Raw genomic sequence first — 19,482 nt, forward strand, 5'->3', positions numbered from 1 at the left:
GGACGGGCCCCGGTCGCGCTCGCGACCCCGGCCATGATCCGCCGGGCAGGCCCTAGTCGCGCAGCGCCATCGTCATCGCCTCCACCGCCAGCAGCGGTGCCACGTTCCGGTCGAGGGCGTCCCGGCAGGCCAGGATCGCCTCGATGCGGCGCAGGGTCCGCTCCGGGGTGGTGTCCCCGGCGATCCGCTCCAGCGCGTCCCGCACGTCCACGTTGGCGATGGCCGAGCGCGAGCGGAGCTGGAGCGCGAGCACGTCGCGGTAGAAGCCGGTCAGGTCGGTGAGCGCGAGGTCCAGGCTGTCGCGCTGGGTGCGCGTCCTGCGGCGCTTCTGCCGCTCCTCCAGCTCCTTCATCACGCCGGCCGTGCCACGGGGCATCCGGCCGCCCTGTGCGGCGCCGAGCGCCGCCTTCATGTCCTCGGTCTCCTTGACGTCGACCTCTTCCGCGACCTGCTTCGCGTCCTCCGCCGCCGCGTCGACCAGCTCCTGGGCGGCCTTGAGGCAGCCGCCGATGTCCGCGACCCGCAGCGGCAGCTTGAGGACGACGGCCCTGCGCGCCCGGGCCCGCTCGTCCGTGGCGAGCCGCCGCGCCCGGTCGATGTGCCCCTGGGTCGCGCGGGCCGCGGCGTACGCCGCCTCCGGCTCGATGCCGTCGCGCCGCACGAGCACGTCGGCCACCGCCTCCACCGGCGGCGTCCGCAGGGTCAGATGCCGGCAGCGGGAACGGATCGTCGGCAGCACGTCCTCGAGGGACGGCGCGCAGAGCAGCCAGACCGTGCGCGGCGCGGGCTCCTCGACGGCCTTCAGCAGCACGTTCCCCGCGCCCTCGGTGAGCCGGTCGGCGTCCTCCAGGACGATGACCTGCCAGCGGCCGCCCGCCGGGGAGAGCTGGGCGCGCCGGACGAGCGCGCGGGTCTCCTTCACACCGATGGACAGCAGGTCCGTACGGACGATCTCCACGTCCGCGTGGGTGCCGACGAGGGTCGTGTGGCAGCCGTCGCAGAATCCGCAGCCCGGGACCCCGCCCATCGCCCGGTCGGGGCTCACGCACTGCAGCGCGGCGGCGAACGCCCGCGCCGCGGTCGCCCGCCCGGACCCCGGCGGGCCGGTGAACAGCCAGGCGTGGGTCATCTTCGACGCCTCGGGGGCGGGCTCTCCGGCGGCATGGGCGGTCACGAGCGCGTCGGCGTCGCGCGCGGCGGCGGCCAGCTGCTCCTCGACCTTCGCCTGTCCGACCAGGTCGTCCCATACGGCCATGTCTGCCCCTCCTCAGGTACGCCCCCCATTGTGGGGCAGCGCTCTGACAACCCCTGCCGACCGGCCGTCAGACCGCGCCGCGGGCCCGGGCGCGGGTCAGCCACAGGCCGACCGCCGAGCCGAGCACGAACACCCCCGAGCAGATGCTCGCCGCGACGTGCGCGGCGCCGGTCCAGCCGGAGAAGGTGTTGACGTAGAGGTTGACGAGGACGCCCGCCGTGAACAGCAGCCAGAGCAGGAATCGCATAAGAATCTCCAGGGGTGTGGGTGTGGGTGTGGGGCATGGGGGCATGGGGGTGCGGGGGTGCGGGGGTGCGGGGGTGCGGGGGTGCGGGGGTTCGGGGGTCCGGAAGGCCGGGGGATTTCGCGTCGTGGCGGGTGGTGATTCGATCTTCGTCGCGTCCCCGTCCCCGCACAGCGGAGCCCGCCCCCGGACCGATGGTGGAGCCTGCACCACCGTCCTCGTCATCAGCGCCGCCTACCCTTGCGGAATGCGCGAGGCGATCAAGGAAGCGGCCCGGGCCTGGCTCCATCTCCTCACCGGGGCCGCGCTCGCGGTCCTCTGTCAGCTGATGGCCGCCGTCCTCCTCTTCACCGCCGTCCTCACCCTCACCGTCATCGGCGCCGGAGTCCTCCCCGAGACCGTCCTGCTGCTGCGCCTGCTCGCGGGCCGGGAGCGGAGCCGTACCGCCGCCAGGACCGGTACGCCCGTCCCGGAGGCGTACCTGCCGCTCGAAGGCCCCCTCCCCGCGCGCGTGCGGACCGCCGTCACCGACCCCGGCACGCACGGGGATCTGATCTGGGCCGCCGCGCACGCCGTCTACGGCGTGCTGCTGTGGTGCGCCTCGCTCATCGTGTGGGTGTGCGCGGTGGTGGTCGACGGCGTCTGGGCGGGGCTCGCGGGGCACCGCCCCCTGGTGCTCCCGCTGATCGGCCGGCTCGCCGCTCTGGAGGCCGACTGGTCGCGCGCGCTGCTCACCCCCGCCCCGTCCGCCGCCCGGGACGCCGCGCTCGCCGCCCGTATCGAGCAGCTGACCGCCACCCGGGCCGGCGCGGTCGCCGCGCACGGCGCCGAGCTGCGCCGGATCGAACGCGACCTGCACGACGGCGCGCAGGCCCGGCTGGTCGCGCTCTCCATGCGGATCGGCCTGGCCAGGCGGGCGTACGACTCCGATCCCGCGGCCGCGCGCAGACTCCTCGACGACGCGCAGGAGCAGGCCGAGGAGGCGCTGGCCGAGCTGCGGCACGTCGTGCGCGGCATCCACCCGCCGATCCTCACCGACCGCGGTCTGACCGGCGCGGTCCGGGCGCTCGCCGCGAGCAGCGGTCTGGAGGTGGCGGTGTCGGTGACGGGCCTCGCCGGAGACGCGGTCCCCGACGCCGCCGACGGCCCCCGTGCCCCGGCCGCCGTCGAGGCCGCCGCGTACTTCGTCGTCGCCGAGGCCCTCACCAACGCCGCCAAGCACAGCGGCGCCGCCCGCGCCTCCGTCGCCCTCGCCCGCCGGCCCGCCGGCCTGCGCGTCCTCGTCAAGGACGAGGGCCACGGCGGGGCGGAGGCCGGCGAGCGCGGCGGCTCCGGCCTGACGGGCATGCGCCGCCGGGTCGCCGCACTCGACGGCACCGTACGACTGACCAGCCCCCAAGGGGGCCCGACCGTGATCGAAGTGGAGCTTCCGTGCGTGTGGTGATCGCCGAGGACAACGCCCTCCTCAGAGAGGGCCTGGTGCTGCTGCTGTCCTCCTCCGGCCACGAGGTCGCCGGGGTCGCGGCCACCGGCCCCGAGATCCTGCCGCTGCTCCTGGAGCACCGCCCGGACGTCGCCGTCCTCGACGTACGGCTGCCGCCCGGCTTCCGCGACGAGGGGCTGCGGGCGGCGCTCGCGGCCCGCGAGCAGCTGCCCGGGCTGCCCGTGCTCGTCCTCTCCCAGTACGTGGAGGAGACGTACGCGGCCGAGCTCCTCGGCGGCGGCGCCCGGGGCGTCGGCTACCTCCTGAAGGACCGGGTCGGGCGGGTCGACGAGTTCCTGGACGCCCTGGAGCGGGTCGCGGCCGGCGGTACGGCGCTGGACCCGGAGGTCGTCGCCGAACTGCTCGCCCGGCGCCGCGACGACCCGCTGGACTCCCTCACGCCGCGCGAGCGCGAGGTCCTCGAACTGATGGCCCAGGGGCACGACAACAGCACGATCGCCCGCTCGATGGTGGTGACCGAGCGGGCCGTGCACAAGCACATCGGCAACGTCTTCGCGAAGCTCGGCCTGCCGCCGAGCGACAGCGGCGGCCACCGCCGGGTCCTCGCCGTGCTCGCGTACCTCAAGGTCTGAGGCCCCCGAGGGCGCTCAGGCCCCGGACCTCCACCTCCGCCCCGAGACCGGCAGGAACACGCCCGCCACGACCGTGACGACCACCGTCCCCGCGATCAGCGCTGCCTGCGCGGGCGGCAGGTACGGCAGGCCGCCCGTCAGGGCCCAGGCGAAGGCGGTCAGCGGCAGCGCGGCCACCGCCACCCCGAGGAGCAGCCCCGTGGCCGTCAGGAACCCGGCCTCCAGGCCGAGCATCCGGCGCACCTGACCGGCCGATGCGCCCACCTGGCGCAGCAGCGCGAGCTCGCCGCGCCGCCCGGCGCCGATCAGGGCGAGGGTGCTCAGGACGGCGAGGACGGTGAGCGCGCCGATCGCGGTGACGACCGCCGCCGAGACGATCCCTTTCAGCTCGGCCCCGGGCGTCGCCACCTGCTCCGGTACGACGGCGGTGGAGGCGGCGGCCGTCTGCCTGTCCTCCGTCGCCGCCAGCACGCGCGCGGGGTACGGGTCGGTCATGTGCGGCGCCAGTTCGGCCTTCGGCAGCAGGAACGCGCCGAGGGCGAGCGAGCGCGTGTACACCGCCACCACCCGCAGCCGCTTCTCCGTGCCGTCGCCGAGCCGCAGGGCCACCGTCGAACCGGGCCGCACGTCCAGCGCGTCGGCCGTGTCCGCGCCGACCGCGACCGTCCCGCGCCCCGCGAGTCCGGCCAGGTCGCCCGCGACCACGCCCGGGTCGAGCGTGCCCTCCAGACCGTCGGCGTCCACGCCGAGGACCGGGAGCCGGTCGAGGCGCGGCGAACCGGCCTCCGTACGGGCGAGGACGACCGTCGAGCGCAGCACGTCCGTCGCCGCGGTCACCCCCGGCAGCCTCCGCACCTGCTCCGCCGTCGTCCCCGTGACCGCGAGGTCGGCGGTGGTCGCGGACCTCGCCTGCGCCTCGGCCTCCCGGCCCATCGTCGAGCCGGCGGTGAGCTGCACCAGCGCGAAGGCGGTGACGAGGACGACCGGGGTGAGGGCCGCCCCCAGCCGCCGCGAGTGCGCTGCCGCCCCGGCCGCCGTGAGCCGCCCGGGCGCCCCGCCGAGCCGGCGGAACGGCCCGTCCAGGATCCGCATCGCGCCCCGCGCGATCCACGGCCCGAGCAGCGCGCACCCGGTAACGAGCGTCACCGTGGCCGCGCTCGCCGCGGCGCCGGCCGCCTCGCCGCCCTGCGTGGTGGCCGTCACGGCGGCTGCCGCGCCGAGGACGAGCAGGACGAGCCCGCTGACACGGCGCACGGCCCCCGTCCCCTGACGGTCCGCCCGGCGGGTCGAGAAGAGGACGACGAACCGGGCGAGTCCCACCACGACGGCGGCGACGACGAGCGAGCCGGCGAACAGCCAGGGCGGCGTGGGCAGGACCAGCCCCTCCGGTACGACTCCGGTACGGGCCCGCAGCGTCGACCACCCTGCCAGGAACGTCGGTACGGCCGCGAGCGCGCCGAGCACCGCCGCCGCGCCCGCCACCCGGGTCACTTCCCGTCCGGCGGCGGCCCGCAGCTGACGGGGGGTCGTGCCGACCGCGAGCAGCAGGTCCCGCTCGGCGCCGCGCTGGCCGAGCGCCTGCGCGACGAGCGAGGACAGGACGAGGACGGCGATGAGGAGGACGGTTCCGGAGACGGCGGCGAGGAGTGCGAGCAGTTCGGCGCGCGCGGGCGGTGCGGCGAGGTGCTCGGCGCCGCCCCTGCCGTCGCCGGTGAGCGCCCGGAGGGGCTGCCCCGACGCGGTGTCCTTGAGCTCGGCACGGTCCAGAGCGGCCCGCACGCGCGCGTGGAGGGTGTCCACGGGGACGCCGGGCTCGGCGAGGACCCCGACGGCGTCGACCGCGCCCGGGTGCCCGGCGAGCCGCCGCGCCTCCTGCGCCGTGACGTAGAGCGCGGCCGGGCCGTCGGCCACCCCGACGACCGTCCGCCCGGCCACGGTCTCCCCGACCCGGACCTTGGCACCGGAACGGGCTCCGTCGCCGATGTCCGCCCCCACTCCCGCCCCGATGCCCGCCCCGATTTCCGCCCCGACTCCCGCCCCGACCACGACCTCTCCGGCCTTACGGGGCTCCCGCCCGTCGAGCAGCGTGTACGGCGCGAGCGCGGCGGCCTCCCAGGACCGCCCGGTGTACGTCTCGGATCCCTTGCCGGCACCCGCCCCCGGCTCCCGTACGACGAAGGTGTCGTCCGGCACCGCGGCCCGGACGCCCGGGACCTCGCGCAGGACGTCGACGGCCGCGCTCGGGATCCGTACCCGCTCGGTCAGGCCCGTCGAGACGGTCGTCGGCTCGCTCCCCCACGGGTCGGTCGTCCAGCTGATCTCCTGGTCGCCCGCCACGACGACGGGCGCCGCCGCGTACCGCTCCACGCGCGCGTGCCCGAGTCCGACCGACCCGACGGCGAGGGCCAGGGCGCCGAGCAGCGCCGAGGTGACGGCGACGGCCGCGAACACGGCTGCCCACGCCTTGCGGTGCGTCCGCAGCGACCGGGCGGCGAGCAGCCGCACCGCCGGGTTCCCGACCGGGTTCCCGGCCCCGCTTCCGACCCGCTTCACCGTGCCACCGCCAGGTGCCGGCCGGCCGGCGCGCCGAGGGCCGCGCGGACCCCGGCCTCGTCCGGCCGGTCGAGGCGGCCGACCAGCCGGCCGCGCTCCAGGAACACCGCCTCGTCCGTCCACGCCGCCGCCACCGGGTCGTGCGTGACGAGGACGACGGTCCGGCCGCGCTCGTCCACCGCGCGCCGCAGCAGGGCGAGGACCCCGGCGGCCGTGACCGGGTCGAGGGCGGCGGTCGGCTCGTCGGCGAAGACGACCTCGGGTTCGTTGACGAGGGCCCGGGCGATCGCCACCCGCTGCCGCTGGCCGCCGGAGAGGTTCTCCGGCACGTCCTCGGCCCGGTCGGCGAGGCCGACGGCCGCGAGACCGGCCAGGGCCCGCTCGTCGAGCTCCCGGCCCGCGCGGGCGCCGGCGAGCAGCAGCGGCAGGGTGACGTTCTCCCGCACGTTCAGGGCGGACACGAGGTTCAGCGACTGGAAGACGAAGCCGACGCGGTCGCGCCGCAGCCGGGTGAGCCCGGCCGCCTTCAGCGTGGCGAGGTCGGTGCCCCCGATGCGTACCGTGCCCGCCGTGGGCCGTTCGAGGCCCGCCGCGCAGCGCAGCAGCGTGGACTTCCCGGAACCCGACCGGCCCATCACCGCCACGAACCGCCCGCGCGGCACGACGAGGTGCACGCCGTCGAGCGCGGGCACGCCGCCGTGGGATCCACGGGCCCCGTCGGCCCCACGGGACCGCTTGGCCGGTCCGTACGTCCGACTCACCCCTTCCAGGGCGAGTGCGGCACCGCTCTCCGTCGCTGCTGTCGTCATCATGCCGACAACGGTAGAAAACCGCAGGTCACGGCGGTATGGAGCTGGCTTCCGGGTCGAGGGTGGAGCTGGCTACACCCTCGACCCGGACCCTCGATGCTCAGCGGCGACGGCGGCGGTCGTTCTCGTCGTCGTCGTGCGGGCCGAACAGCTCGTCCGCGAGGGTCGGCAGATCGTCGAGCGGGGTCTCCTCGGCCCAGTCCGAGCGGCGGCGCGGCTGCCCGTTCTCGTCGAGCTGGGGCAGCTCACGGGTCCGGTCGTTCGCGCCGTGCGCCTCCGGGGCCGGCCGGGGCTGCTGCCGCTCGTCACGGAAGATGCCCTGCGGCACCCGGTCGGCGGGGTCGGCCGTCCGGGGATCCCGTACGGGAGGCAGGACGGCGGTCTCGTCGACGGCGCGCGGGTCCCGGATCTGCGGCAGGACGGCCGTCTCGGCCTCCGGCAGCTTCACGATCGGCGTGGCCACGGTGACCTCGTCGGGCGCCACCGTGGGCGCCTCGGTCCCGGCGACCGGCTTGGCGTCCGTCGAGCCGGCATCCGCCCTGGCGTCCGGCTTCACGACCGGCGTCGGCACGGTGACCTCGTTCGCGGACACCTCGGTGGCCCGGGCGGCCCGCTCGGCCGCCGCACGCTGCTCGGCCACCGCACGCCGCTCCGCCGCGGCCCGCTTCTCCTCGGCGGCCTTCGCCGCGGCCGCCTCCGCCGCCGCCGCACGCTGGGCGGCGGCCTTCTCCGCGGCGGCCCGTTCGGCAGCGGCCTTCTCCGTGGCGGCCTTCGCGGCCGCCTCCGCGGCGACCTTCTCCGCGGCCGCCTTCAGCGCGGCTTCCTCCGCCGCCTTCGCGGCGGCGGCGGCCTCGGCCATCCGGCGGGCCTCCTCGGCCCGGAGCAGGGCCTCCTCGGCCTTGCGCTGCTTCTCCAGGCGGCGCTCCTCCGCCTCGGCCCGCAGCCGCTCCGCTTCCTCGGCCTCCTTGCGGAGCCGCTCCTGCTCCTCCAGGCGGGCCTTCTCCTCGGCGGCGAGGCGCTTGCGCTCCTCCTCGGCGGCGAGCTCGGCGGCGACCCGGGCCTCCTCGGCCTTCCGGCGGGCCTCCTCCGCCTGCCGCTCGGCCTCCAGACGGCGCGCCTCTTCCTCCTCGCGCCGCTTGCGCTCCTCCTCCTCGGCACGGAGCTTGGCGAGCTGCTCCTGCCGCTCGCGCTCCAGGCGCTCCTCCTCGGCCTTGCGGGCGGCCTCTTCCTCGGCGAGGCGCCGCGCCTCCTCCTCGGCCTTCCGGCGGGCCTCCTCTGCGGCCTTCACCTCGGCCTCGGAGAGGGGCAGCATCCGGTCGAGCCGGTGGCGTACGACGGTGGTGACGGCCTCGGGCTCCTGGCCGGCGTCGACGACGAGGTAGCGGCTGGGGTCGGCGGCCGCGAGGGCGAGGAAACCGGCCCGCACGCGCGCGTGGAACGCCGGCGGCTCGGACTCCAGCCGGTCGGGCGCCTCGGTGAAGCGCTCCCGGGCCGTCTCCGGGGAGACGTCGAGGACGACGGTGAGGTGCGGGACGAGCCCGTCCGTCGCCCAGCGGGAGATGCGGGCGATCTCGGTCGGGGACAGGTCGCGGCCGGCGCCCTGGTAGGCCACGGACGAGTCGATGTACCGGTCGGAGAGGACGATCGCGCCCCGCTCCAGGGCGGGCCGGACCAGGGAGTCGACGTGCTCGGCGCGGTCGGCCGCGTACAGCAGGGCCTCGGCGCGGTTCGAGAGCCCCGCCGACGACACGTCGAGGAGGATCGAGCGGAGCCGCTTGCCGATCGGGGTGGCACCGGGCTCGCGGGTGACGACGACCTCGTGGCCCTTCGCGCGGATCCACTCGGCGAGCGCCTGGACCTGCGTGGACTTCCCGGCGCCGTCGCCGCCCTCCAGGGCGATGAAGAAGCCGGTCGGGGAGGCCGCCTGGGCGGGGTCGGAGCCGCGCAGCGCGTCGCGCAGGTCGCGGCGGAGCGGGACACCGGCGCGGTCGTCGGTCTTCGCGAGGACGAGCGCGGCGACCGGCAGCAGCAGGGCGCCGACCAGGGCGAGCGTCAGGGCCGCGCCGCCGTGCGCGAAGACGCCGCCCTCCGAGGCGAGCCGGTACTGCCCGATGGCGGCGGCAAGCAGCGGCGCGGCGAGCGCGCCGACGGCCATGCCGACGCGGGCGTTGGCCTGGAGGTGCTCGGTGGTCCGGGCCCGGCGCGGCTCCTCGGTCTCCTGGTCGACGAGGGTGTGGCCGGTGTTGGCCGCGACACCGGCCGCGTACCCGGCCAGGACGGCGAGGAACAGCACGGTCGCCGTGTCCGGGACCAGGCCCATGGCGATCAGCGCGACGCCGGTGACGGCGGTCGCGAGCGCGAGCAGCCGGCGCCGGGACAGCACGGGCAGGACCGAGCGGGCGGTGCGGATGCCGACGGCGGTGGCGCCGCTGAGCGCGAGGATCAGCAGCGCGTACGTGACGGGGCCGCCGCCCAGGTCGTACGCGTGGAGGACGGCGAGGGACGCGGCCGCGGCGATCGCCCCGGCGACGGTGGCGCAGGTCAGGACCAGCAGGGGCAGGACGCCGGTGCGGCCCTTCGCGGCCGCGGCACCCTCCGCGCCGCCCTTCTCTGCCGACGGGCGGCGCAGCCCCTCCAGGGGCGAGCGGGGCCTCGGGGTCTTCCCGCCGGGCAGCGCCATCGCGTACAGGCCGGTGACGGAGGCGGCGAAGAGTCCGGCGGCCACGTACGAGCCGAGGGCCGCCTGGTGCAGCGAGAACCAGTCGAGTCCGGTGCCGAGCAGTTCGCCGACGAGCGTGGCGACGAGCAGGACGCCGGCTGCGGCCGGCACGACGAGGAAGCCGGTGCGCTGGGACAGCCGGCGCAGCGCGCCGAGGTGGTCGGGCAGCGGCCGTACGGCGTCGCCCTCCAGCGGCGGGGCGGGGAGCAGCGCGGGCGCGGCGCCCTCGCGGCAGATGGTCCACAGCCGCTCGGCGGCGCCCGTGACGAAGACGGTGCCGAGGAGGTACCAGAGCGCGCTGCCGGGGAGCCAGTCGATCCACAGGGGCGCGATGACGAGGAGCGCGATGCGCAGTCCGTCGGCGCCGATCATGGTCCAGCGGCGGTCGAGCGGGCCGTCGGGCCCGGTGAGCGCGGTGAGCGGCCCGAGGAGGACGGCCCCGAAGAGGACCGAGGCCAGCAGGCGCGTACCGACGACGGCGGCCACGGCGAACGCGGCGCCCCGGTATCCGCCCCCGAGAGCCCCCTCGACGACGGCCGCCTGGAGGCTCAGGAGCACGAGGACGAGGAGGGCGAGGGCGTCACCGACGCCGCCGGCCACCTGGGCGCCCCACAGCCGGCGCAAGGGCTGATGGTGCAGGAGGGCCCGTACGGCACGCTCCTGGGAATCCGCGACGAGTGCGGCGTCGGAATCGCCGAGGCGGTCTGGCTGCTCTGCTCGCGTCATCCGTCCACCCTATCCGGACGTCCTTGCTCCCTGCGGCCTCCGACCGAACATCCGGACGACCCTGTGACGGGACCGACGCGAGACGGCGAACACTAGAGCCGACAGGGCCCCCGACCCGGGCAAACGCCGGAGGGGCGGAGGCCATCGGCCCCCGCCCCTCCCGCTCTCTCACGTTCCGCGTCTACTCCGGCTGCGACGCCGCCGTCTTCTTGGCGGCGGTCGTCTTCTTCGCCGTCGTGGTCTTCTTCGCGGCGGTCTTCTTGGCGGCCGTGGTCTTGGCGGCGGTGGTCTTCTTCGCCGCCGTCTTCGTGGCCGTCTTCTTCGCCGGGGCCTTCTTCGCCGGGGCCTTCTTGGCGACCTTCTTCGCCGGTCCCTTGGCCCGCTTCTCCGCGAGGAGCTCGTAACCGCGCTCCGGCGTGATCGTCTCCACGCTGTCGTCGGTGCGCAGGGTGGCGTTGGTCTCGCCGTCCGTCACGTACGGGCCGAAGCGCCCGTCCTTGACGACGACCGGCTTCTCGCTGACCGGGTCGGTGCCCAGCTCCTTCAGCGGCGGCTTGGCCGCGGCCCGGCCCCGCTGCTTCGGCTGCGCGTAGATCGCGAGGGCCTCGTCGAGCGTGATCGAGAAGAGCTGCTCCTCGTCGGTGAGCGACCGCGAGTCCGTGCCCTTCTTCAGGTACGGGCCGTAGCGGCCGTTCTGCGCGGTGATCTCGACGCCCTCGGCGTCGGCGCCGACGACCCGCGGCAGGGACATCAGCCGGAGCGCGTCCTCCAGGGTGACGGTGTCGAGCGCCATCGACTTGAAGAGGGAGGCCGTGCGCGGCTTCACCGCGTTCTTGCCGGTCTTCGGGGTGCCCTCGGGCAGGATCTCCGTGACGTACGGGCCGTAGCGGCCGTCCTTCGCGACGATCTGGTTGCCGCTGACCGGGTCGGTGCCCAGCTCGAAGTCGCCGCTCGGCTTGGCGAGCAGCTCCTCGGCGTGCTCGACGGTCAGCTCGTCGGGCGCGAGGTCCTCGGGGACGTCGGCGCGCTGGTGGCCCTCCGCGTCCTTCTCGCCGCGCTCGACGTACGGGCCGTAGCGGCCGACGCGGAGCACGATGCCGTTGCCGACGGGGAACGAGGAGATCTCGCGCGCGTCGATCGCGCCGAGGTCGGTGACGAGCTCCTTGAGACCGCCGAGGTGGTCGCCGTCGCCGTTCCCGGCGTCCGCGGCGCCGCCCTGGCCCGTGCCGTCGCCCTCACCGAAGTAGAAGCGCTTCAGCCACGGCACGGACTTGGCCTCGCCCCGCGCGATGCGGTCGAGGTCGTCCTCCATCCGGGCGGTGAAGTCGTAGTCGACGAGCCGCCCGAAGTGCGTCTCCAGGAGGTTGACGACGGCGAAGCTCAGGAAGGACGGCACGAGGGCCGTGCCCTTCTTGAAGACGTAGCCGCGGTCGAGGATGGTGCCGATGATCGACGCGTACGTCGACGGGCGGCCGATCTCGCGCTCTTCGAGCTCCTTGACCAGCGAGGCCTCGGTGTAGCGGGCCGGCGGCTTCGTCGCGTGGCCGTCCACCGTGATCTCGTCGGCGGTGAGCGCGTCGCCCTGGGCGACCTGCGGCAGGCGCCGCTCGCGGTCGTCGAGCTCCGCGTTCGGGTCGTCGGCGCCTTCGACGTAGGCCTTCATGAAGCCGTGGAAGGTGATCGTCTTGCCGGACGCGCTGAACTCGGCGTCGCGGCCGTCGGAGGCCCGGCCGCCGATCTTCACGGTGACCGAGTTGCCGGTCGCGTCCTTCATCTGGGAGGCGACGGTCCGCTTCCAGATCAGCTCGTAGAGCCGGAACTGGTCGCCGCTGAGGCCGGTCTCCGCCGGGGTGCGGAAACGATCACCCGAAGGACGAATCGCCTCGTGCGCCTCCTGCGCGTTCTTGACCTTGCCCGCGTAGACGCGCGGCTTCTCCGGCAGGTAGTCGGCGCCGTACAACTGCGTGACCTGCGCCCGGGCCGCCGAGACGGCGGTGTCGGACAGGGTCGTGGAGTCCGTACGCATGTAGGTGATGAAGCCGTTCTCGTACAGCTTCTGCGCCACCTGCATGGTCGCCTTCGCACCGAAGCCCAGCTTGCGGCTCGCCTCCTGCTGGAGGGTCGTGGTGCGGAAGGGGGCGTACGGGGAGCGGCGGTACGGCTTCGACTCGACCGAGCGCACGGCGAACGCGGTGTCGGCGAGCGCGGCGGCGAGCGCCCGGGCCTTCTCCTCGTCCAGGTGGAGCACGGCGTCGGACTTCAGCCGCCCGTCGGCGCCGAAGTCACGGCCCTGCGCGACGCGCTTGCCGTCGACCGCCGCGAGGCGTGCGACCAGCGAGGACGGGTCGGAGGCGTCACCGGTGCGGCCGGTGCCGAAGGTGCCGGTGAGGTCCCAGTACTCGGCGGAGCGGAAGGCGATGCGCTCGCGCTCCCGCTCGACGACGAGCCGGGTGGCGACGGACTGCACGCGGCCGGCGGACAGCCGCGGCATGACCTTCTTCCACAGGACCGGCGAGACCTCGTAGCCGTACAGCCGGTCGAGGATGCGGCGGGTCTCCTGGGCGTCGACCATGCGCTGGTTGAGCTCGCGCGGGTTGGCGACGGCCTCCCGGATCGCGTCCTTGGTGATCTCGTGGAAGACCATCCGGTGGACCGGGACCTTGGGCTTCAGGACTTCCTGGAGGTGCCACGCGATGGCCTCGCCCTCGCGGTCCTCATCGGTGGCGAGGTAGAGCTCGTCGGACTCGGCGAGCAGCTCCTTGAGCTTCCTGACCTGCGCCTTCTTGTCGGCGTTGACGACATAGATGGGCTGGAAGTCATGCTCGACGTCGACTCCGAGCCGGCGCACCTCGCCGGTGTACTTCTCCGGCACCTCGGCGGCGCCGCTGGGGAGGTCGCGGATGTGCCCGACGCTCGCCTCGACGACATAGCCAGGGCCGAGGTAGCCCTTGATCGTCTTCGCCTTGGCAGGCGACTCGACGATGACGAGTCGGCGGCCGCCGTGTGCGGTCTCGCTGGTCGGGGACAACTTCGCTCTTCTCTCCGGATCGACACTCTCTGGCACGTACGGCACTGGCACGCACGGCAGCGGCACGGACGGTGACGCTCCCGTCGCTGCGGAGTGTGACGGTACAACCCGCCCCCGTGTCAAACGGCGAAAGCCCGCAACGGCCACTCGAACGGTAACCCGAGTCCTGGCATTCCTGCCGCCCGGACTCCCGGTCGGGCGGGGCGGGCGGACGCACCGGAGCGCCGGAGAGAGTCCGGAGACGGATCCGGAGAAGGAGTCAGAGCCTGCCGAAGCACCAGACGCCGAGCAGGAGGAAGAGGGTGCCGAAGAGGCTCGTGACCGCCACGGCCGTCCGCGGGGCGACCCCGTACGCGACGGGCTCACGGTGCAGCGCCCGTACGGTGGTCCACAGCAGCAGCGCGGCCCCGAACAGCGTGAACGCCGCCCCCGCGAAGATCGCCGGCCCGCTCTCCATGCCCGTACCCCGTTCCGTCCACGTGCGGTGTTCGTCTCCCGAGGCCGAGGCTGACACCTCCGGGCATCGAGGGTGCGAATTCCGGGTGAACGACGCGGACCGTCCCGTACGGTTTCACGAAGATGGCCGGTAGTGACCCACCCCTCACTTCCCCTCCTTCTCGTTCGTCACGTCCTCCGTCACATCGTGTCGAGGGTGGCCCGGCGCCGGCTGCCGCGCTCGAAGGCCGCGAGCAGGGCGACGGCGAGCAGGCCCCAGCCGGCACCCACCGCGAGCTCGGTCCCGAGCAGTGACCCGTCCAGACCGCCGCCCGCGGTCAGCTGCCGCGCCGCGTCCGCCGCGTGCGTGAGCGGCAGCAGCTCCCCGGCGAACCGCATCCACTCCGGCAGGGACCCCCGGGGCACGGCCGCGCCCGTCAGCAGGAGCAGCACCGAACTCGCCACGTTGGACACCAGGAACACGTCGCGGAAGCGGAGCCCGAGCGCCCCCAGCGCGAGCCCGAAGGCCGAGCAGGCACCGGCGGCGACGAGCAGCACCAGAGCGAGCCCGGGCAGCGCCCCGGCGGGCACGGGCAGCCCGAGCACGAGCGCGGCGGCGGTGAGCACGAAGGCGCTGACGAACAGCCCGTTGAGGACGTACGGGAGGGCGCGGCCGGTCCAGAGCGGGACCCGGTGCCGCGGCGAGAGCAGGACGGCGCCGAGGGTGCCGTACCGCCGCTCGTTGGCGACGGCCATCGTGCCGCCGTACACGCAGGAGGTGGAAGCCGCGAGGACGGCGTTCCCCACGAGATGGAAACGGTCGTCGGCGACGCCCAGTTCCCGGCCGAGGAAGACGAAGAAGAAAACCTGGAGAAGCGGCCCCACCAGCAGAGTTCCGATGAACATCGGCGGGGTCGTCCAGTTGAAGAGGGCCCGGTAGGAGATCGCGCCGCCGACGACGACGAGCCGGGCGGTGTCGAGGAAACGGAACATCTCTGTCTGGCCTTTCAGGTGAGGGCGAGGGTGGCGGCGGCGCGTGCCCGGCGCTCCACCCGTCCGAGGACGAGGACGGCGGCCAGGGCGTATCCGGCCCCGAGCGCGACGGCGGCGAGCAGCGGCGTGAGCACGTCCCCGCCGGAGGTCGCCGCGTGCACGGCCCGCGCGCCCCAGGTGGTGGGCAGCGCCCAGGACAGCGGGTGCGTCCAGGCGGGCAGCACGGTGACGGGCACGAGGAGCCCGGACAGCAGCCAGACGGGGGTGTCCAGCGGGTTGGCCAGGGCGTTGGCGTTGCGCAGCAGGACGAAGGTGGCGGCGAGGAGGAGCCCCATCATGCCGAGGGCGAGGACGCACACCGGCACGGCGAGCAGGAAGAGCAGCGGGTGCGCGAAGTCGAGCGGGACGCCGAAGAGGACCACGCCCCACAGGACCGTCGCGCCCATCGCGTACGTGCCGATGACGGCGGTCGCGAGGGTGATCGGGAGCAGGACGAGCGCGAGCGGGGCCGGCGCCACGACCAGGGTCTCCAGGGTGCCGAGCCACCGCTGGTTCTGCACGGCGCCGCCCGAACCGAAGAGCACCGAGCCCCAGATGCCCATCAGTCCGGCGCCGACGGAGGCGGTGAGCAGCCGGTCGGGGTCGCCCGCCGCCCGGAAGAGGTAGACGGCGAGGGTCGCGTAGACGAGCGGGACGAGGACGGCGAAGGTGATCTCGATCGGGGAACGCGACATGTACGAGACATGGGTGCGCACGCCGACGAGGATCAGCCGCAGGACGTGCCTCATACGGCCAGCTCCTCTGACACGCCCTCGGACACGTCACCGGTCACGCCCCCGGACGAGCCCTCGGACACGCCACCGGACACGCCCTCGGACGCTTCCTCGGCAGGCGCCGCGGACTGGTCCGGGACGGCCGCCGCCGCCGTCGCCGCCGCCTCCTCCACGATCGCGATGTAGGCGTCCTCCAGGGACGGTTCGCGGCTCGTGACCCGTCCGATCCGTACGCCGTCCAGCGCGGTCAGCACCGGTCCGTGCAGCTCGGCGGAGCCCCGGCCGGTCTGCACGGTGACGATCTGGAGCGCTCCCCGGTCCTCGACCGACGCGCCCCGCACTCCGTCGAGGCGCCGCACCCGGTCGAGGCGCTCCTCGTCCACCCCGTACGCCTCGATCTCCAGCACGTCCCGCCCCCGGACACGGGACTTGAGGCTCTCGGGCGTGCCGAGGGCGCGGATCCGGCCGCCCGCGATCACGGCGATCCGGCCGCAGAGCTCGTCGGCCTCGGCCATGTAGTGCGTGGTGAGCAGGACGGTGGTGCCGCTCGCGGCCAGGTCGGCGACCGTACGGCGCAGGTCGCGTGCGGCGACGGGGTCGACGCCGATGGACGGCTCGTCGAGGAAGAGCACGTCGGGGCGGTGGAGGAGGCCGCGGGCGATGTGGAGGCGCTGCCGCATGCCGCGCGAGTAGCCCTCGACGCGCTCCTTCTCCCGGCCCACGAGGCCGACCAGGTCGAGGAGTTCGGCGATGCGCCGCTTCTGGTCGCGGGCCTCGACGCCGTACAGCTCGGCGAAGTAGCGGAGGTTGTCGAGCGCGGAGAGCCGGTCGTACAGGCCGCGGTCGCCGCCGAAGACGTACCCGATCCTGCGGCGTACGGCGACGGGGTCGCGGGCCACGTCGTGGCCGAACACCCGGGCCGTGCCGGAGGTCGGCAGGAGCAGGGTGTTGAGCATCTTGATGGTGGTGGTCTTGCCGGCGCCGTTGGGGCCGAGCAGGCCGAACAGCTCCCCCGGGGCCACCTCGAAGGTGACCCCGCGCACGGCCTCGGTCTCGGTCCGCCGGGGCTTCAGCCACCCGGCCCTGCTGGTGTAGGTGCGGCGCAGCGCGTCCGCCTCGATTGCGAGCATGCGGCGGACGGTAGAAGCCCGCGCAGGGCCGGGGCCATCGATTCGGGAGCCCCCGAATCGTCGCCCGAGCCCTCGAATCGTCGCCCAGGCCCCCGGGCCCGGCCCCGGCCCGGCCCGGGCCCGCCCCGCCTCCGCGGCGACGGCTCAGGCGACCGCGCGCAGCACGCCCTCCCCGGCGAGCAGTGCGAGCAGCGAACGGCCGGTGTCCGTGAGCTGGTAGTACACCGAGCGCCCGACGCGGTGCCGCGTGACGACACCGGCCTCCGAGAGCACCGACAGGTGCTCGGAGACGGTGCTGGGCGCGAGGCCGAGCCGGTCGGCGAGCCCGGCCGTGGTGAGCGGCCCGCCCAGCTCGCGCAGGACCGCCGCGCGGCCCCGGCCGAGCATCAGGCCGAGCCGGTCCTCGGCGACGGGCTCGGGCGGTTCGCGCAGGGCGGCGGCGCCCCGGGCCTGGAAGCTGAGCGCGAACACCTCGGGGTCGTCCGTCGAGTACAGCCGGCAGCCCTCGGCGAAGACCAGCGGCACGAGCACGAGCCGCCGCTCCCCGGGCGCGTACTCCGCGTCGATGTACTTGGTCAGTTCGAGTACGGGGGGCTGCCATCGCCCCCGCGTCTCCAGGCCCGCGAACAGCGCGTCGACGCCCTCCGTCGCGAACGTCCTGGCCCGGACGAGCACTTCGTCCTCGACGAGCCGCCGCATCGTCGGCCAGTACGGCTCGACCGCGCCCTCCCAGTAGGCCGCGTACGCGTCGGCGAGCGCCGCGCAGGCCGCCTCCGGTTCCTTCAGGTAGGGCTGCAGGAAGGGCGCGTCGTCCATGCCGGGATAGCAGACGGCGGCCTGGGCGCGGACGAACTCCGGGTCGGTGGCCCGGAGCGCGGCCAGCTCCTCGTGGACGTGGACCGTGCCGAACGGCCGGGGCAGCAGGAAGTCGGAGACCTCGGCCCGTCCCACGGCGAACAGCTCCCACAGGGGGCGGAGCCGGTCGTCCTCCCGCCACACCTCGCGCGCCTGCCCGACCCACTCCTGGTACGGCCAGGACGGGTGGCGGTGCGGCAGCGCGAGGTGCATCGAACAGAACGCGTCCCGCAGCGGGCTGATCGCGATCCTGGTCGCCCCGAGGGAGGCCTCGTCCAGCTCGATCCGTATCAAGCGCCGCTCTCCCCGCCGAACTCCCCGTGCTCCCCGAACTCTCCGTACTCCCCGGGCGTCTCCCCGACGGGCAGCAGGAAGCCCTCCTCGACGAGCAGCCGGATCGCCTGCGGGGTGCGGTCCCGCAGTATGACCGGGTCCTCCCCCATCAGCTGCCCGATCGCGTCGAGGATGCGGCCGGCGCTGAGGGTGCCGTCGCACACGCCGGCGAACCCGGCGCCGACGTGGTCGACCTTCGTGGCGCGGCGCATGCCCCGGTTCTGCCGGAGCACGACGTGCTCGGGGTCCTCGGCGCCCGGCAGCCCGACCTGCTCCTGCATCACCTCGGGCGCGAGCGTGAAGCGGTCGGCGAGGAGCGCGGCGTCGTCGTGGGTCCGCAGGTAGTCCTGGCGCGCGAAGTGGGCGCGGATGGTGTCGCCGAGGGGCTGCTCGACCGGGTGCGGCCACTCCTCGATCAGGATCGAGGGCTCGGTCTCGCCGGCCTCCACCGCGGCGTTCCGCCGGATGGTGATCCAGCCGAAGCCGATCGCCCTGGTCCTGCGGGCCTCGAACTCGTCGAGCCAGCGCCCGTACGCCAGGCGGTACGCGTCCGGGTCGCCGCGGTGGTCACCGCTGTCCCGCAGCCAGAGCTCGGTGTACTGGGTGACGTCCTGGACCTCGCGCTGCACGATCCAGGCGTCGCAGCCGCGCGGCACCCAGGCCCGCAGCCGCTCCTGCCAGTCCTCGCCCTCCACGTGCTGCCAGTTGGCGAGGAACTGGGCGTATCCGCCGTCGTTGAGCCGCTCCCCCGCCTGCTGCACGAGCGTGCGGCACAGGTCGTCGCCGCCCATGCCGCCGTCCCGGTAGGTGAGCGAGGCGCCGGGGGAGATGACGAACGGCGGGTTGGAGACGATCAGGTCGTACGTGTCGCCGTCGACCGGCTCGAAGAGCGAGCCTTCGAGGAGCTCGGCCTCGCGGGCCCCGGAGAGGGCGAGCGTGAGCCGGGTGAAGTCCAGGGCGCGCGGGTTGAGGTCGGTGGCGGTGACCAGGGTGGCGTGCTGGGCGGCGTGCAGCGCCTGGATGCCGGAGCCGGTGCCGAGGTCGAGCGCGGAGGACACCGGCGTACGGACGGTGATCCCGGCGAGCGTGGTGGAGGCTCCGCCGACGCCGAGGACGACGCCCTCGGCCTTCTTCCCGATGCCGCCGGCGCCGCCGACGGCGCAGCCGAGGTCGGAGACGATGAACCAGTTTCCGCCGTCCTCGCCTCCGTAGGGCCGGACGTCGACCGTGGCGAGCACGGCGTCGTCCTCGTGGATCACCCAGCCGTCGGCGAGGGCCTCGTCCAGCGGGAGCGCGGCGGCGGCGCTCCCGTACGGGACGGCCCGCTGGAGCAGGAAGAGCCGGACGAGGGTCTCCAGCGGCGAGTCGCCGCGGGTGGCGCGCAGGGCGGGCACGGTCTCGCTGCGGGCGAGCGCCGCGTAGGCGGGGGCGCCGAGCAGGTCGAGCAGTCCGTCGGCGGTGTAGTCGGCGGCGAGCAGGGCCTCGCGCAGACGGTCGGCGTGCGCGGGCACCGGGAGGCGGGGAGGCAGGCTGGTCGTACTCACGGATCCCAT

At 74.9% G+C, this 19,482-nt stretch carries 14 protein-coding genes; 2 read left to right on the plus strand and 12 right to left on the minus strand.

Features of this window, described 5'->3' with window-relative positions; genetic code table 11:
* Nucleotides 1–52 precede the first annotated feature (52 nt).
* Both ACZ6K0_RS18595 and ACZ6K0_RS18600 read right to left on the minus strand, forming a co-directional pair.
* Nucleotides 53–1,255: a DNA polymerase III subunit delta' gene (locus tag ACZ6K0_RS18595; protein WP_376406952.1), complete on the minus strand. Its 1,203-nt coding sequence runs from the start codon at nt 1,253–1,255 to the stop codon at nt 53–55.
* Between the two features lie 67 nt (nt 1,256–1,322).
* Entirely contained in the window at nt 1,323–1,502 is a 180-nt protein-coding gene (locus tag ACZ6K0_RS18600; protein WP_469230853.1) for a hypothetical protein, read from the minus strand.
* A gap of 244 nt (nt 1,503–1,746) precedes the next feature.
* On the opposite strand from ACZ6K0_RS18600, the gene ACZ6K0_RS18605 reads away from it, so the two are divergent.
* Together ACZ6K0_RS18605 and ACZ6K0_RS18610 are read left to right on the plus strand one after the other, a co-directional pair.
* Nucleotides 1,747–2,943, plus strand: a complete 1,197-nt coding sequence (locus tag ACZ6K0_RS18605; RefSeq protein ID WP_469230855.1) for a sensor histidine kinase — start codon at nt 1,747–1,749, stop codon at nt 2,941–2,943.
* Complete coding sequence (locus ACZ6K0_RS18610; RefSeq protein ID WP_376406958.1) at nt 2,931–3,575, plus strand: LuxR C-terminal-related transcriptional regulator; 645 nt, start codon at nt 2,931–2,933, stop codon at nt 3,573–3,575. The genes ACZ6K0_RS18605 and ACZ6K0_RS18610 overlap by 13 nt, the downstream gene beginning before the upstream one ends.
* 15 nt (nt 3,576–3,590) lie before the next feature.
* Here ACZ6K0_RS18610 and ACZ6K0_RS18615 read toward each other — a convergent pair whose 3' ends face one another.
* The 10 genes from ACZ6K0_RS18615 to ACZ6K0_RS18660 form a co-directional block, all read right to left on the minus strand.
* Nucleotides 3,591–6,128 carry an FtsX-like permease family protein gene (locus tag ACZ6K0_RS18615; protein ID WP_469230857.1) on the minus strand — a complete coding sequence of 846 codons (2,538 nt, stop codon included), beginning with the start codon at nt 6,126–6,128 and terminating at the stop codon, nt 3,591–3,593.
* A complete protein-coding gene (locus ACZ6K0_RS18620) occupies nt 6,125–6,940 on the minus strand; it encodes an ABC transporter ATP-binding protein (RefSeq protein WP_469230859.1) in 816 nt (271 codons plus the stop codon). Before ACZ6K0_RS18620 ends, ACZ6K0_RS18615 begins: the two co-directional genes overlap by 4 nt.
* A gap of 97 nt (nt 6,941–7,037) precedes the next feature.
* Nucleotides 7,038–10,382, minus strand: a complete 3,345-nt coding sequence (tmk, locus tag ACZ6K0_RS18625) for a dTMP kinase (RefSeq protein ID WP_376406964.1) — start codon at nt 10,380–10,382, stop codon at nt 7,038–7,040.
* Between the two features lie 181 nt (nt 10,383–10,563).
* Complete coding sequence (gene topA / locus ACZ6K0_RS18630; protein WP_376406967.1) at nt 10,564–13,410, minus strand: type I DNA topoisomerase; 2,847 nt, start codon at nt 13,408–13,410, stop codon at nt 10,564–10,566.
* A gap of 259 nt (nt 13,411–13,669) precedes the next feature.
* Entirely contained in the window at nt 13,670–13,867 is a 198-nt protein-coding gene (locus ACZ6K0_RS18635) for a hypothetical protein (RefSeq protein ID WP_376406969.1), read from the minus strand.
* Nucleotides 13,868–14,046: 179 nt separating this feature from the next.
* Nucleotides 14,047–14,838 (minus strand): ABC transporter permease, encoded by a 792-nt coding sequence (locus tag ACZ6K0_RS18640; protein ID WP_469230862.1) that lies wholly within the window; start codon nt 14,836–14,838, stop codon nt 14,047–14,049.
* A gap of 14 nt (nt 14,839–14,852) precedes the next feature.
* Nucleotides 14,853–15,626 (minus strand): ABC transporter permease, encoded by a 774-nt coding sequence (locus ACZ6K0_RS18645; protein ID WP_376406973.1) that lies wholly within the window; start codon nt 15,624–15,626, stop codon nt 14,853–14,855.
* Complete coding sequence (locus ACZ6K0_RS18650; RefSeq protein WP_469230864.1) at nt 15,623–16,741, minus strand: ABC transporter ATP-binding protein; 1,119 nt, start codon at nt 16,739–16,741, stop codon at nt 15,623–15,625. Before ACZ6K0_RS18650 ends, ACZ6K0_RS18645 begins: the two co-directional genes overlap by 4 nt.
* Before the next feature lie 144 nt (nt 16,742–16,885).
* Complete coding sequence (locus ACZ6K0_RS18655) at nt 16,886–17,890, minus strand: ArsR/SmtB family transcription factor (protein WP_469230866.1); 1,005 nt, start codon at nt 17,888–17,890, stop codon at nt 16,886–16,888.
* Complete coding sequence (locus ACZ6K0_RS18660; protein ID WP_469230868.1) at nt 17,887–19,482, minus strand: DUF7059 domain-containing protein; 1,596 nt, start codon at nt 19,480–19,482, stop codon at nt 17,887–17,889. The genes ACZ6K0_RS18655 and ACZ6K0_RS18660 overlap by 4 nt, the downstream gene beginning before the upstream one ends.

Source organism: Streptomyces sp. NPDC042346 (assembly GCF_055581845.1).

What these genes read in the sequence shown, in the direction of transcription:
- ACZ6K0_RS18595 (WP_376406952.1), bottom strand. Translation starts at nt 1,255, where the DNA reads ATGGCCGTATGGGACGACCTGGTCGGACAGGCGAAGGTCGAGGAGCAG.
- ACZ6K0_RS18600 (WP_469230853.1), bottom strand. Translation starts at nt 1,502, where the DNA reads ATGCGATTCCTGCTCTGGCTGCTGTTCACGGCGGGCGTCCTCGTCAAC.
- ACZ6K0_RS18605 (WP_469230855.1), top strand. Translation starts at nt 1,747, where the DNA reads ATGCGCGAGGCGATCAAGGAAGCGGCCCGGGCCTGGCTCCATCTCCTC.
- ACZ6K0_RS18620 (WP_469230859.1), bottom strand. Translation starts at nt 6,940, where the DNA reads ATGATGACGACAGCAGCGACGGAGAGCGGTGCCGCACTCGCCCTGGAA.
- tmk (WP_376406964.1), bottom strand. Translation starts at nt 10,382, where the DNA reads ATGACGCGAGCAGAGCAGCCAGACCGCCTCGGCGATTCCGACGCCGCA.
- ACZ6K0_RS18635 (WP_376406969.1), bottom strand. Translation starts at nt 13,867, where the DNA reads ATGGAGAGCGGGCCGGCGATCTTCGCGGGGGCGGCGTTCACGCTGTTC.
- ACZ6K0_RS18640 (WP_469230862.1), bottom strand. Translation starts at nt 14,838, where the DNA reads ATGTTCCGTTTCCTCGACACCGCCCGGCTCGTCGTCGTCGGCGGCGCG.
- ACZ6K0_RS18645 (WP_376406973.1), bottom strand. Translation starts at nt 15,626, where the DNA reads ATGAGGCACGTCCTGCGGCTGATCCTCGTCGGCGTGCGCACCCATGTC.
- ACZ6K0_RS18650 (WP_469230864.1), bottom strand. Translation starts at nt 16,741, where the DNA reads ATGCTCGCAATCGAGGCGGACGCGCTGCGCCGCACCTACACCAGCAGG.
- ACZ6K0_RS18660 (WP_469230868.1), bottom strand. Translation starts at nt 19,482, where the DNA reads ATGGGATCCGTGAGTACGACCAGCCTGCCTCCCCGCCTCCCGGTGCCC.